The following is a 12981-nucleotide window of genomic DNA, read 5'->3' as shown; positions in this document are numbered from 1 at the left end:
CTCGTCATTCCGGCCGGCTGATCATGCCGAACAGTGCGGGCGCCCCGCGGCTGGCCGCTTGCGGTCGCTGGTTGCGGGATAGCCGCAGGTGAATGCGAAGCAGATCGGCAGCCACCTCATACTGCCGGCTTTCGAGATGGTCGAGTATGTTCAAATGTTCCACCAACGATTGCCGCAGCCTGAACACGTTGACGCCGGCATAGATGCCGGGCAGCCGGCGCAGCCTTAGATGATCGGCCAGCGCATCGGCGACGAAGCGGTTGGCGCTGCCCTCGGCGATCATGCCATGGAAATCGATGTCCAGCCGCTGGAACTCGCGCGTATCGAACGCGGCATCCGGCAGCGCCGACAGCGCGTCCATGCCCTGGCGCAACGCCGCCGCCCGCGCGCCGTCGAGCCGGAAGCCGGGCGTCAGGATCGCCGCCGGCTCCAGCAGCAGGCGGAACTCGTAGCTTTCGCCTTGCGCCTCCGGATCATCCGGCGTGCGGCGGAAAAGCCAGGACTGGCCCGGCGCACGATCGAGCAGATTCTCTTCCGTCAGTTTATTAAGCGCTTTTAGTACCGTCTTTCTCTCGGCGCTGTACCGTCGCATCAACCCGGCGGCGGTCACCGTCTGGTCCAGCCTGCGCGCCGACCGGTCGCGCAGGATCGCTTCGGCAAGCTCGTCTTCCTCGGTAATGGGCAGCTCGGCCGATATGGCCGGCTGCGCGGCGAGGTCGACGGCCAGATGATAGCCGGTATCGGCCTGCCAGCGCACGACACCCCGCTCCGCGAGCAGGCTGAGTGCCGCCCGCACCGGCGTGCGCGAGACATTGCACAGCGAGGCGATTTGCTGTTCGGGCAGCCGTGCGCCCGGTTCGAAGCCGCGCTGGCGGGCCACATCCAGGATGCGCTGCGCCAGGTCGAGGTGGTTGGTGCGAGGTCGTCGGGTTGCGGCTTGCATGACTAGTCTCGATGGGCGGACGTGACCACATGGTTTGACCGATCGGCTTCCCGGACGCAATCGGCTGGATTGCTCGGTCGCCCAGATTCCTCGGTCACTTGTCAAATTATGGATTGACGTACTTTTTTCTGCAATAGTACTGTGAGGGCAATCGGCAGGAAAAAGACCGAGGGAACAGGATCGGAGCCGCGAGACAGATCGCGCCGGATCCAACACAGAATTCGACGATCAACCCGAATGGGAGTCTGCCATGACCGCTACCAGCCCGCGGCGCCGTGCGCTCAAGGTCTCTTCAATCGCACTCGGCCTTGCCCTGGCACTGTCGGTGCCGGCTGTCGCCGCCGACCTCGTCATTTCCAACTGGGACGGCTACATGGCGCCCGACGCCATGGCCGCCTTCAAGACCGCGACCGGCGTTTCCGGCGAAGTGGTGGTGCACGCCACCAATGAAGAGATCATGGGCAAGCTCATCGCCGCCGGCGGCAAGGGCTATGACGTGGTCTTCGTCTCCTCGCCCTTCGCCGAAGTGCTGAACAAGCTTGGCCTGACCGAGCCGATGGACCACGCCAAGATCCCGAACCTCGCGAACCTCTACCCGGAAGCGACCAAGCTGCCGCACGATGTCGGCAACACTTTCTCCGTGCCTTACACCTGGGGCACGACGGGCCTTTGCTACCGCTCGGACCTGATGAAGGTGGCGCCGACGAGCTGGAGCGACCTGTTGGCGCCCTCCGACGAGTTGAAGGGCAAGACCACCATGCTGGCGACTGATCGCTGGCTGCTCGCCGCCGGCCAGCTCGACAAGGGGTTTTCCGTCAACGAGACCGACCCGGCCAAGATGGCCGAGGTCAAGGACCTCTTGATCTCGGCCAAGAAGACCCTGCTCGCCTATGACGACACCACCTTCTATTCCAAGCTGGTGTCCGGCGAGGCCTTGATGGTGCAGGCCTGGGACGGCTGGTGCAACTACGGCATCGCCGACAAGCCCGAGATCAAATACGTCATTCCCAAGGAAGGTTCGGATCTCTGGGTCGACACGATGGTGGTGATGAAGGCTTCCGCCAACAAGGACGCCGCCTTCCAGTTCATCAACTTCATGCTCGATGCCAAGAACCACGCCTGGGCGGCGCAGAACATCGACTACAAGGTGCCGAACAAGCCGGCGATGGAGAGCTTGCCGGCCGACTTCCTGGCAAAGTTCCCCAACATGGCGATGCCTGTGGCCGACCTCGTCAAGTTCGAGCAGCTGCGCGACGTCGGCGAAGCCCAGCGCGACTATTCCAAGATCGTCAGCGAGATCAAGGCCGCGCAGTAGGCGTTAGTCTTGAATTAAGCGTGCGTTCCGTGGCGCCCCCCTCTGGCCTGCCGGCCATCTCCCCCTCAAGGGGGGAGATCAGCAGTTCTGATGTTCCGCTCGCCCTTAAGCATTGGAGATTGACGAAGGCGATGCCACAGCCAATCTCCCCCCTTGAGGGGGAGATGCCCGGCAGGGCAGAGGGGGGCGCTTCGTGAAACACCTCCCCTCCCGCTCAGCCCTGCTGATGGCCCCGGCGCTGGTCTGGTTGACCGCGCTGATGGTGGTTCCCTGCACGCTGGTGCTGGCGCTCGCCTTCTTCCGGCGCGGTATTTATGGCGGCATCGATTACACCTTCACGCTGGAGAATTTCGGGCTGGTCTTCGACCCGCTCTATGCCGGCATCTTCCTGAAGTCGGCGCGCATCGCCGGCACCGCGACGCTCATCGCGGTGGTGATCGGCTATGCCGCCGCCTACGCGATCGCGGCGGCACCGCGCCGGTGGCAGCCAGTGTTCCTGTTCTTTGCCGTGCTGCCGTTCTGGTCCAACTACCTGATCCGCACCTATGCCTGGATCGTCCTGCTCAACCGCGAGGGGCTGATCACGCAACTCTTGCGCTGGTTCGGCTACACCGGCGAGCCGCCATCGATGCTCTACACCGAAGGCGCCGTCATCGCCGGCCTGGTCTACAACTATTTGCCCTTCGTCATCCTCGCCTGCTACGCGCCGCTGTCGCGCCTCAACCCGGAACTCGCCGAGGCCTCGCGCGATCTTGGCGCTTCCGCCGTCACCACATTCCGCCGTGTCATCTTGCCGCTGACAGTGCCCGGCATCGCCGCCGGCGCGGTCTTCGTCTTCGTGCTGTCGATCGGCAATTTCGTTACCCCGGCCTTGCTCGGCGGTGGCCGCTTCCAGATGATCGGCAACCTCGTCTACGACCAGTTCCTCACCGCCAATGACTGGCCCTTCGGTGCCGCACTCGCCATGGCGTTGATCGCCATCATGCTGCTGGTGCTGATGGTGCAGGCGATCGCTGCCAATCGCGCTTCGGGGCAAGCGGCCGAGGCGAAAGGCAATGCCGATGGCTGAGCGCGGCGCAATCCTTGCCTTCTCCCCGTTTACGGGGAGAAGGTGCCCCGAAGGGGCGGATGAGGGGCGGCGCCTGTCTTTGCCATGCTCAGCGCTGCCCCTCATCTGCCTGCCGGCATCTTCTCCCCGTGAACGGGGAGAAGGACGCAGCTCGTTCACTCGGCTCCAAGCAACCGGAGGTTCGAGATGAATCAATCCTTTACCCGCACTCTCAGCATGCGGACGGTCCTCGTTCTCGTCTTCGCCTTCCTCTACATCCCGATCGCCGTGCTGGTGGCGCTGTCCTTCAACGAAGGCGGGCTGCCGACAGCATGGTCGGGCTTCTCGTTGAAATGGTATGCCTCGCTAGCCCACAACTCCGCGATCCTGTCCGCCGCGCTCAACACGTTGATCGTGGCGCTGGTCTCGACAGCCATCGCCACCTTGCTCGGCACGCTGCTGGCGATCGGCGTCGAGATGCGCCGGCAGTACGGCAAGGGGCTCGAAGCGCTGATCTTCGCGCCGATGATCATCCCCGACATCGTGCTGGCGATCGCGCTGCTGTCGTTCTTCTCCATGCTCAATTTGACCATGGGCCTGCACACCATCATCCTCGCCCATGTCGTCTTCAACCTCGCCTTCGTCTGCTCGGTGGTGCGCGCAAGGCTGAAGAGCTTCGACTGGTCGATCGTCGAAGCCTCTGCCGATCTCGGCGCCTCCGCGCTCACGACGTTCCGGCGGGTGACCTTGCCGGTCATTCTGCCGGCGGTGATCGCCGGCGCGCTGCTCGCCTTCACGCTGTCGGTCGACGAGTTCATCATCGCCTTCTTCACCGCCGGAGCCGGCCGCGCCTCGACGACATTGCCGATGCATATCTACGCCATGATCCGCTTCGGCATCACTCCGGAGATCAACGCGCTGGCCACCATCGTCATGGCGGTCTCGATCACCGCGCTCACCCTGTCGCAGCGGCTCAACAGGGGATTGATCGGCCAATGAGCGAAGCGCGCACGCTGCTGGCCATCGATCATGTGTCCAAGAACTTCGGCCGGGTCACCGCTGTCGATGGCATCTCGCTCGATATCCGCGAGAACGAGTTCTTCGCGCTGCTCGGGCCCTCCGGCTGCGGCAAGACCACGCTGCTGCGCATGCTGGCCGGCTTCGAGACGCCCAATGACGGCCGTATCCTGCTCGACGGCCGCGACATTGCCCGGATGCCGCCGAACAAGCGGCCCGTCAACCTGATGTTCCAGTCCTACGCGCTGTTCCCGCATATGAGTGTTCGGGCCAATGTCTCCTATGGCCTGGAAATGGAGCGTTTGCCGGCTAGAGAAATCCGCTCCCGGGTCGACGCCATCCTGGCGACCACCGAACTCGTCCCCTTCGCCGACCGCAAGCCGGAGCAATTGTCCGGTGGCCAGAAGCAGCGCGTCGCGCTCGCCCGTGCCCTGGTCAAGCGGCCAAGGCTGCTGCTGCTCGACGAGCCGCTCGGTGCGCTCGACAAGAAGCTGCGCGGAGCCATGCAATTGGAATTGAAGCGCCTGCAGCACGAGGTCGGCATCACCTTCGTCATCGTCACCCATGACCAGGAGGAATCGCTTGTCATGGCCGACCGCATGGCGGTGCTGAAGGACGGCAAGTTGCTGCAATGCGACACGCCACATGCGGTCTACGAACATCCGGCGGATCGCTTCGTCGCCGATTTCATCGGTGTGATGAATTTCGTGCCGGGCAAGGCCGCCGCCGACGGCGTGATGGCCACCAATGGGTCGCGCATCGCCGGCAAGCTCCCCGCCGCACTCCCGCCCGGCGCATCGGCGGTGGCCTCCGTGCGGCCCGAACGGATCCGGCTGTTCCCGTCAGTCGAGACCGCCAACCGCACCACCGGCACGGTCGAGGCGCTGGCCTACCAGGGGCTCGACTTGCAACTACATGTCCGCACGCCGCTGTCGCCCAAACCGTTCCTGGTCCGCGTCACCGCCGATGCCGCCGACCGCCGGCCGGTTTCGTCAGGCGACCAGGTCGAACTCGGCTGGGATGCCGCCGATGTCAGAATTTTCGCAGAATAACAGGAGAAGCCTGATGGCGCAGAAGACGATCGCGTTCTTTCCAGAGGCGGCCTACGGCCCGGCGCTCAATTCCGTCGGCATCGCGCAAGCCGTCGAGGCGCGCGGCCACAGAGCCGTGTTCCTGTCCGATCCCGGCTTCGTCGACGTCTACAAGGGCTACGGTTTCGAGGCGCATCCGGTGAATCTCTCCGAACCGATGCCCGCCGAGCAGATGGCGAAATTCTGGGAGGATTTCATCAACGGCCACATCCCGAATTTCCGCAAATCGCCCTACGACCAGGTCGACAATTACGTCAAGGATTGCTGGACCGCGATCGTCGACAGCGCCAAATGGGCGCAGAAGGACCTGCCGCGCGTCCTGGCTGCGATCAAGCCCGATGTGATCTGCGTCGACAACGTCATCCTGTTCCCGGCGATCAAGCAGTACGGCAAGCCTTGGGTGCGCGTCATCTCCTGCTCGGAAAACGAGATCGAGGATGAAGACATCCCGCCGCATCTCTCAGGCTGCGGCGAGAACGACCATGCCGGACACCAGCGCTACCGCGACCATTTCAATGCGGTGATCAAGCCGATCCATGACGACTTCAACGCCTTTCTCTCCGCCAACAATGAGGCGCCCTATCCGATCGGCCAGTTCTTCGAGGCCTCGCCCTACCTCAATTTGCTGCTCTATCCGGAGGCGGCCAAGTTCAAGCGGCGCCATCCGCTCGATCCGGCACAATTCCAGTATCTCGAAGGCTGCGTGCGCCAGGAGAAGCCCTACACGGTGCCGACCTTCGCGAAGAACAATGACGGGCCGCTGCTCTACGTCTCCTTCGGCAGCCTCGGCGCCGGCGATGTCGAGCTGTTGAAGCGCATCATCGCGACGCTGGGCAACACACGCTACCGCGCGCTGGTCAATGTCGGCGGCTACAAGGACCAGTATACGGACGTGCCCAGCAACATCATCGTCGACAGCTGGTTCCCGCAGCCCTCGGTCATCCCGCAGGTCGATGCCGTCATCCACCATGGCGGCAACAACTCGTTCACCGAGTGCCTCTATTTCGGCAAGCCGGCGATCATCATGCCCTATGTCTGGGACGGCCACGACAACGCCACCCGCGTCGAGGAAACCGGCCACGGCTTCGGCATGCCGCGCTACGACTGGACCGATGCCGAGCTGGTCGCCAGGATCGAGGCTTGCCTGACCGATCCGGCCATGAAAGCGAAGCTGGCGAAGACATCGACGCAGATGCACGCGCAGAACGGGCCGGAGAAGGCGGCGGGTTTGCTGGGGGCGCTGCTGTGATCGAGATGTCGAGCCTGAGCACCCCCCTCTGTCCTGCCGGACATCTCCCCCGCAAGGGGGGAGATTGGCAGCTTCGCAGCCGATTCTCACTCTGCAGCCTTGGTGATTGGTGAAGGCCGAGACAACATCCGATCTCCCCCCTTGCGGGGGAGATGGCCGGCAGGCCAGAGGGGGGTGCCCTAGCTCGGCATATCAACGTTAAACATCGCGCCACCAGAGCACACTCATGACCTCCTCCGCCCCGCACCTACACCAAGCCTCCACCCGCACCGACCTCGTCGACTGGGGCCTCCAACCGGATGCATTGGCAGGCACGTCCCACTCGACCGGCAAACTCCTGCACAGGGGCCCGAACAACCAGCCGGAATCCGGCATCTGGGTGTGCACGCCGGGCCGCTGGCGGCTCTCGATTCCGCGCGATGAATTGTGCCATTTCGTCGCCGGCCGCGCGACCTACCGCTCGGATGTCGGCGAAATGATAGAAGTCTCGGCCGGGACCGTGGTCATGTTCCCCGCCGGCTGGACGGGCGAATGCACGGTGCATGAGACCATGCGCAACGTCTACATGCTGGCGTGAAAGCATGATCCCGAACCGAAGGACCGCGACAGCGAAAAGTGGGAACCGGTTTTCGGACAAGATCATGCTCAAGCAGAATCCACTGCACAGGAGCAAGACATGCCGACACCGCATTGGCCGAAGGCCTCCACCGTGGAACTGGAGGATTGGGGCGCGGGCGCCAACACGCTCGCCGGCGCGCCGCGCGCGTCGGGCAGGATCCTGTCGCAGAACCCGGACGGTTCGAGCGAATGCGGCTTGTGGTCCTGCACGCCGGGCACCCGCAAGGTCACGTTTGCGTCGGGCGAGTTCTGCCACTTCCTGTCGGGGCACGGCAGCTATGTCCATGACAACGGCGAACAGATTCCGGTCGAGGCCGGCACGCTGGTGTTCTTTCCCGCCGGCTGGACCGGCATTTCCATCATCACCCAAACGCTGACCAAGGCTTTCATGTGCCGCTGAGCACTCTTTCGAGGACATCCCTATGACCACGCCAATCATGCAATCGCCGCTCGCCGTCACCGACCTCGTCGACTGGGGCGTCATCCCGACCATGATCGAGGGGCAATCCCACACTTCGGGCAAGCTGCTCTACAAAGGGCCGGAAGGCCGCTCCGAATGCGGGCTGTGGGTCTGCACACCCGGCAAATGGCACTGCCACGTCACCCGCGACGAATTCTGCCACTTCCTCGAAGGAAGCTGCACCTATGTCCATGAATCCGGCGAGGTGATCGAGATCGAGCCGGACACGGCGGCCTTCTTCCCGCAGGACTGGAAGGGCGTCTGCACCGTCCATGAGACCATCAAGAAGGTCTACATGATCCGCTGAGCCTTTCCGATAATTCTACCCCGCCGGACACCTGACGCGGCTTTCTGCGCTTCCGGTGCTCACGGACTAAATGTCCGCTGCGCTCCGGTTCTCGAAAGCCACGCCATCTGCCTCGGCAGGACGAATTCTCAAAAAGGCTCCATACGTGGAGGAGGACGAAAATGCATTTCTCCCCTGACCGGCCGACCTTCTTCGTCAATCCGGACTACCGGCCGATGGCCGGCGCGTCAAAACCGGTGATCGACCCCGCGACGCTGGAAACCGTCGGCGCGATCGCTGCGGCCAGCGATGGTGAGATCGACGCCGTGCTCACCGCCGCGACCACGGCGCAGGCAGTCTGGAAGACGCTCGACGCCAAAAGCAGGGCCAAGCACCTGCACGCCGTCGCCAACGCCATCGAGGCGGCCGACTTCACCCGCTGCGCGGAGCTGATGGTGCGCGAGATGGGCAAGCCCTATCCGGAAGCCATCGGCGAGATCGCCAATTGCGCGCCGATCTTCCGCTACTATGCCGAGATGGCGCGCGACGATGCCGGCAAGATCGCCGGCACGACGCAGGCCGGTTCGTTCCAGTATGCGCGCTACGAACCTTACGGCGTGTCCGTCCACATCATGCCCTACAATTTCCCGATCCTGCTGATGTGCTGGACGGTGGCGGCTTCGCTCGCCGCCGGCAACGCCTGCATCATCAAGCCGGCCGAGGCGACGACGCTGTCGACGCTGGACTACATGACCGTGTTCCGCGCGCTGCCCGAAGGCCTGGTCTCCTGCCTGCCCGGCGGAGCGGCCACGGCGCAAGCGCTGATTGCCTCCGACCGCACCCATGCCGTTGCCTTCACCGGCTCGGTCGCCGCCGGCAAGGCCGTCGCGGTCGCCTGCGCCGAGCGCATGAAGCCTTGTGTCATCGAGGCGGGCGGCAGTGACCCGCTGATCATCAGCAAGCACGCCCCGCTGGAGGTCGCGGCAGCCGGCAGCGTCACTGCGGCCTTCCACCTCACCGGCCAGGTCTGCACCTCGGCAGAGCGCTTCTTCGTCGTCGACGCCGTTCATGATCGCTTCGTCGCGCTTTTCGCCGAACGGACGCGCGCGCTGCGCATCGGCAACGGCATGGACAAGACCGAGATCGGCCCGCTGGTCAGCGAAGCGGCGCGCGCCAAGGTCATGCGGCTGGTCGACGATGCCATCCGCAACGGCGCCACCGCAGTCACCGGCGGGCGCATCCCGCCGGCGCACAACACCGGCTGGTTCTACGAGCCGACGATTCTGACCGGCGTCACCCCGGACATGGCAATCGTGCGCGAAGAATGCTTTGGCCCGGTCGCCGCCATCTGCCGCGTGAAAAATTTCGACGAGGCGATACGCCTTGCCAATGACAGCCCGTTCGGGCTTGGCGCTTCCGTCTTCACCACTGATCTCGCCGAGGCGCATGAGGCCGCGGAACGGCTCGAGGCCGGCATGGTCTGGGTCAACAACCCTCTGATCGACAATGACGCCCTGCCCTTCGGCGGCTGGAAGGCTTCCGGCCTCGGCCGCGAGCTCGGACGCCAGGGGCTCGATGCCTTCCGCCGCTCCAAGATGGTCATCATCGACCACAAGCCGGTGATCCAGGAATGGTGGTATCCCTACCCCGACAGTTGGTTCCGCGAGGCTGGCGGCCGCAAGCACGTGTGAAGCTACGGCGTGGCAAGGGCGCGCCAGGCCCATTTACGCTTCGGTCGCTTCGACCAATACCCCGTGAGACCACGGCAGTCGTGCGGACGAAATCGCTCATCGACCGCCGTGTGATCAGCCCGTCGCGCCGGCCTCCCAGGAGCCGGTCTCAGCCATCGCTTTAAGCCGCGGGGCCGGCTTGAACACATCCTTGCCGGTCTGTTGGTGCCAATGCTCGAGCCGCTCGACGATCCTGGCCGCGCCTTCGAGGCCGGCCCAGAACATCGGGCCGCCCTTGCCGATTGGAAAACCGTAGCCATTGACCCAGACGACATCGATGTCGGATGCACGGGCAGCTATGCCTTCCTCGAGAATCTTCGCGCCCTCGTTGACCAACGGATAAAGCGTGCGCTCGATGATTTCGTCCGCACCGATCGCGCGCGGTTCGATGCCGCGCTCGGCCGCCTTGTCGCGGATCAGCGCCTCCACCTCGGGATCGGGAATGCCTGACCGCGCGCCGGCCTCGTAGAGATAGAAGCCTCGGCCGGTCTTCTGGCCGAAGCGCCCTTGCTCGCACAGCGTGTCGGCGATGACGGCCGTCTGGCCGCGCGCCTTGCGGTTGCGCCAGCCAATGTCGAGGCCGGCGAGATCGCCCATCTGGAACGGCCCCATCGGCCAGCCGAAATCGGTGAAGGCCTTGTCGATCTGGCTGGGTGTCGCACCCTCCAGGAGAAGCGCTTCCGACTCCGAACCCCGTGCCGCCAGCATGCGGTTGCCGACGAAGCCGTGGCAGACGCCGACGACGACGGCCACCTTGCCGATCCGCCGCGCCAGGTCGACGACGGTCGCCAGCGCATCCGGCGCGGTCTTGTCGGCCCGCACGATTTCCAGCAGCTTCATGACATTGGCCGGCGAAAAGAAATGCAGGCCGAGCACATCCTGCGGCCGCGAGACCGAGGCGGCGATTTCGTCGATGTCGAGATAGGAGGTGTTGGTGGCGAGGATGGCGCCTGGCCGGGCCACCGCAGCGACCTTGCCGAACACCTCCTTCTTCACCGCCATGTCCTCGAACACCGCCTCGACGATCAGATCGCAGTCTGCGAGGTCGGCATAGTCGGTGGAGCCCTTGAACTGGGCGAGCCGCTGACGCTTGGCGTCCTCGGTCAGGGAGCCGCGCGAAACGGAGACGGCATAGTTCTTCTCGATCGTAGCCAGCCCGCGTTGCAGCGCTTCCTCGCTGGTCTCCAGCAAGGTGACCGAAAAACCGCCATTGGCGAAGGCCATGGCGATGCCGCCGCCCATCGTGCCGGCGCCGATGACGCCGACGCGCGCGATCCTGCGCTTGGGCGTGTCCTTGCCGGGAACCTTTGCCGCCTCGCGTTCGGCAAAGAACAGGTGCCGCTGCGCGCGCGACTGATCGCTGGCGACCAGTCCAGCGAACAGCGCCCGTTCCGCCGCCAGCGCTTCGTCGAAGGGCAGCGTAACGGCATTGCGCACCGCTTGCGCACAGGCGATCGGCGCCTCGAGGCCCCGCGCCTTCCTGGCAAGATCCGCCGCTTCGGCATCGAAGGCCGCCAGGTCGGTTTCCTTGAGGCGGTCATCGCGATCACGCACCGGCGTGAAGGGACCACCCTTGCGGGCCAACTCCCTGGCAAAGTTCACGGCATGTGTGGGCAGATCGCCTTCGAAAACGGCATCGACGAGACCGGCTCCATGCGCCTCCTCCGCACCGATCGGTGTGCCCGAGACGATCATCTTCAATGCCTTCACCGGGCCGACCAGGCGCGGCAGCCGCACCGTGCCACCGCCACCCGGCAAGAGGCCGAGCTTCACTTCGGGAAGGCCAAGCTTGGCGCCGGCGTCAGCGACACGGAAATGGCATCCGAGCGCCAGTTCCAGGCCGCCGCCGAGCGCGGTGCCGTGTATGGCGGCAACGGTCGGCTTGGCGATGGTTTCCAGCATGGCCACGATAGCGCGCAGCTCCGGCGGCTGCATCGGCTTGCCGAACTCCGTGATATCAGCGCCGGCGACGAACGTCCGGCCGGCGCAGGCGATGACGATTGCCGCGACCGAAGCATCGTCGCGCAGGGCAACCAGCGCCTGCATCAGTGGCTCACGAACATGAAAACTCAGCGCGTTGACCGGCGGATTGTCGATGGTGACGACGGCGACATCATTGTCCCTGGTAACGCTGACAAAATTGGACAAGCTGAACCTCCCGAGACCGGCTGCGATCGGGAGGGTTTACTAGGCCGCGCCGCGAATGGGAACCGCGCGTCGCTCTGGCACAATGCTTGTCCGGAAGGGCTGTAGGGCGGCGAAGGCGCTAAATATTACCGCACCGCCCTCTCCCCACCTGCGGCCGTGATCACGCCAACGATAATCAGCCCCGTCAGCAGCAGCCGCACGCCGGCACTGACCCCAAAGGTGTTGAGCATGGTCAGCAGAAGTACCAAAAACAGCGCCGCGCCCCAGACGCCCGGCACATTGGCCTTGCCGCCGGCGACCGACGTGCCGCCGATGACCACCACGGCGATCGAGGCCAGCAGATATTCGTTGCCGATATCGACATTGGCGCCGCGGAAATAGCCGGCGAGCAGCGCGCCGTCGATGCCGCCGAGCGCGCCCGACAGCGTGTAGGTGAGGAAGCGGATGCGGCCGACATTGACGCCGGCGAGCCAGGCGGCGCGGATGTTCTGGCCGATCGCCAGCACCGAGCGGCCATAGATCATGCGCTGCAGCGCGATGGCCGCACCGATGGTGAACAGCACGGTGAGGATCGCCAGCACCGGAACGCCCAGGATCTGCCAGTTGGCGAAATTGGCGAAGCCCGGCGGCGGCTTGATCTGCAGCCCGCGCCCATAGCTGATGTCTATCGACTGGATGATGAAGCTCGCCGACAGCGTGGCGATGATCGGTGGGATGCGCAGCGCCCAGATCAGCAGGTAGTTGGCCGCGCCGATCGCCGCCCCGCAGGCGAGCGCCGCCAGCAGGCCGACCACGATCATGGAATCGCTGCCGCCCATCACCTTCATGGCGACCGCGCTGGCAAGACCGATATTGGCCGGCAGCGACAGGTCGACATTGCCCGGGCCCAGCGTGATGACGAACATCTGGCCGACACCAACGATGACGGTGAACACGGCGAGCGACAGTGCCGCCGTGACCATGCCGCCGCCGCCGTAGCCGCCGGTGAAGGCGATCGTCGCCAGCCACACCACGAGCGCGCCGACGAATGACCATATCCACGGTTTGCCGGCCAGCGATTTCACCAGCGTCATCGC

At 64.7% G+C, this 12981-nt stretch carries 12 protein-coding genes; 9 read left to right on the top strand and 3 right to left on the bottom strand.

The features are described 5' to 3' along the window. Positions 1-4 precede the first annotated feature (4 nt). Positions 5-943, bottom strand: a complete 939-nt coding sequence (locus tag FJ978_RS16495) for a GntR family transcriptional regulator (protein WP_140572963.1) — start codon at positions 941-943, stop codon at positions 5-7. A gap of 250 nt (positions 944-1193) precedes the next feature. Between FJ978_RS16495 and FJ978_RS16490 the strand changes: the two genes are divergently transcribed. From FJ978_RS16490 to FJ978_RS16435, 9 genes are all read left to right on the top strand, one after another. Next, positions 1194-2258: a spermidine/putrescine ABC transporter substrate-binding protein gene (locus FJ978_RS16490; protein ID WP_140572962.1), complete on the top strand. Its 1065-nt coding sequence runs from the start codon at positions 1194-1196 to the stop codon at positions 2256-2258. Positions 2259-2484: 226 nt separating this feature from the next. Further along, complete coding sequence (locus tag FJ978_RS16480) at positions 2485-3327, top strand: ABC transporter permease (RefSeq protein WP_140573144.1); 843 nt, start codon at positions 2485-2487, stop codon at positions 3325-3327. Positions 3328-3513: 186 nt separating this feature from the next. Then, complete coding sequence (locus FJ978_RS16470) at positions 3514-4305, top strand: ABC transporter permease (protein ID WP_140572959.1); 792 nt, start codon at positions 3514-3516, stop codon at positions 4303-4305. Next, the gene (locus tag FJ978_RS16465) at positions 4302-5375 is read left to right on the top strand and encodes an ABC transporter ATP-binding protein (protein WP_140572958.1); all 1074 of its coding nucleotides are present in this window, start codon (positions 4302-4304) and stop codon (positions 5373-5375) included. The genes FJ978_RS16470 and FJ978_RS16465 overlap by 4 nt, the downstream gene beginning before the upstream one ends. A gap of 13 nt (positions 5376-5388) precedes the next feature. After that, entirely contained in the window at positions 5389-6663 is a 1275-nt protein-coding gene (locus FJ978_RS16460) for a glycosyltransferase (RefSeq protein ID WP_140572957.1), read from the top strand. Between the two features lie 226 nt (positions 6664-6889). Continuing rightward, positions 6890-7240 (top strand): cupin domain-containing protein, encoded by a 351-nt coding sequence (locus FJ978_RS16450; protein ID WP_140572956.1) that lies wholly within the window; start codon positions 6890-6892, stop codon positions 7238-7240. A gap of 99 nt (positions 7241-7339) precedes the next feature. Next, positions 7340-7681: a cupin domain-containing protein gene (locus FJ978_RS16445; RefSeq protein WP_013892334.1), complete on the top strand. Its 342-nt coding sequence runs from the start codon at positions 7340-7342 to the stop codon at positions 7679-7681. A gap of 22 nt (positions 7682-7703) precedes the next feature. Continuing rightward, positions 7704-8048, top strand: coding sequence for a cupin domain-containing protein (locus FJ978_RS16440; RefSeq protein ID WP_013892333.1), 345 nt, complete (start codon positions 7704-7706; stop codon positions 8046-8048). Positions 8049-8209: 161 nt separating this feature from the next. Further along, positions 8210-9718 carry an aldehyde dehydrogenase family protein gene (locus FJ978_RS16435; RefSeq protein ID WP_140572955.1) on the top strand — a complete coding sequence of 503 codons (1509 nt, stop codon included), beginning with the start codon at positions 8210-8212 and terminating at the stop codon, positions 9716-9718. 114 nt (positions 9719-9832) lie between these two features. Here FJ978_RS16435 and FJ978_RS16430 read toward each other — a convergent pair whose 3' ends face one another. After that, positions 9833-11905 (bottom strand): 3-hydroxyacyl-CoA dehydrogenase NAD-binding domain-containing protein, encoded by a 2073-nt coding sequence (locus FJ978_RS16430; RefSeq protein ID WP_140572954.1) that lies wholly within the window; start codon positions 11903-11905, stop codon positions 9833-9835. 125 nt (positions 11906-12030) lie between these two features. Next, a complete protein-coding gene (locus FJ978_RS16425) occupies positions 12031-12978 on the bottom strand; it encodes an ABC transporter permease (protein WP_140572953.1) in 948 nt (315 codons plus the stop codon). Positions 12979-12981: the final 3 nt, after the last annotated feature.

Source organism: Mesorhizobium sp. B1-1-7, assembly GCF_006442705.1.
GTDB lineage: Bacteria > Pseudomonadota > Alphaproteobacteria > Rhizobiales > Rhizobiaceae > Mesorhizobium > Mesorhizobium opportunistum.
This window is presented reverse-complemented; position numbering and strand designations above follow the sequence as displayed.

Excerpts from the sequence above, each read along its gene's own strand:
- FJ978_RS16495 (WP_140572963.1), bottom strand. The coding sequence starts at position 943 with ATGCAAGCCGCAACCCGACGACCTCGCACCAACCACCTCGACCTGGCG.
- FJ978_RS16425 (WP_140572953.1), bottom strand. The coding sequence starts at position 12,978 with ATGACGCTGGTGAAATCGCTGGCCGGCAAACCGTGGATATGGTCATTC.
- FJ978_RS16460 (WP_140572957.1), top strand. The coding sequence starts at position 5,389 with ATGGCGCAGAAGACGATCGCGTTCTTTCCAGAGGCGGCCTACGGCCCG.
- FJ978_RS16470 (WP_140572959.1), top strand. The coding sequence starts at position 3,514 with ATGAATCAATCCTTTACCCGCACTCTCAGCATGCGGACGGTCCTCGTT.
- FJ978_RS16490 (WP_140572962.1), top strand. The coding sequence starts at position 1,194 with ATGACCGCTACCAGCCCGCGGCGCCGTGCGCTCAAGGTCTCTTCAATC.
- FJ978_RS16465 (WP_140572958.1), top strand. The coding sequence starts at position 4,302 with ATGAGCGAAGCGCGCACGCTGCTGGCCATCGATCATGTGTCCAAGAAC.
- FJ978_RS16480 (WP_140573144.1), top strand. The coding sequence starts at position 2,485 with ATGGCCCCGGCGCTGGTCTGGTTGACCGCGCTGATGGTGGTTCCCTGC.
- FJ978_RS16450 (WP_140572956.1), top strand. The coding sequence starts at position 6,890 with ATGACCTCCTCCGCCCCGCACCTACACCAAGCCTCCACCCGCACCGAC.
- FJ978_RS16435 (WP_140572955.1), top strand. The coding sequence starts at position 8,210 with ATGCATTTCTCCCCTGACCGGCCGACCTTCTTCGTCAATCCGGACTAC.
- FJ978_RS16445 (WP_013892334.1), top strand. The coding sequence starts at position 7,340 with ATGCCGACACCGCATTGGCCGAAGGCCTCCACCGTGGAACTGGAGGAT.
- FJ978_RS16440 (WP_013892333.1), top strand. The coding sequence starts at position 7,704 with ATGACCACGCCAATCATGCAATCGCCGCTCGCCGTCACCGACCTCGTC.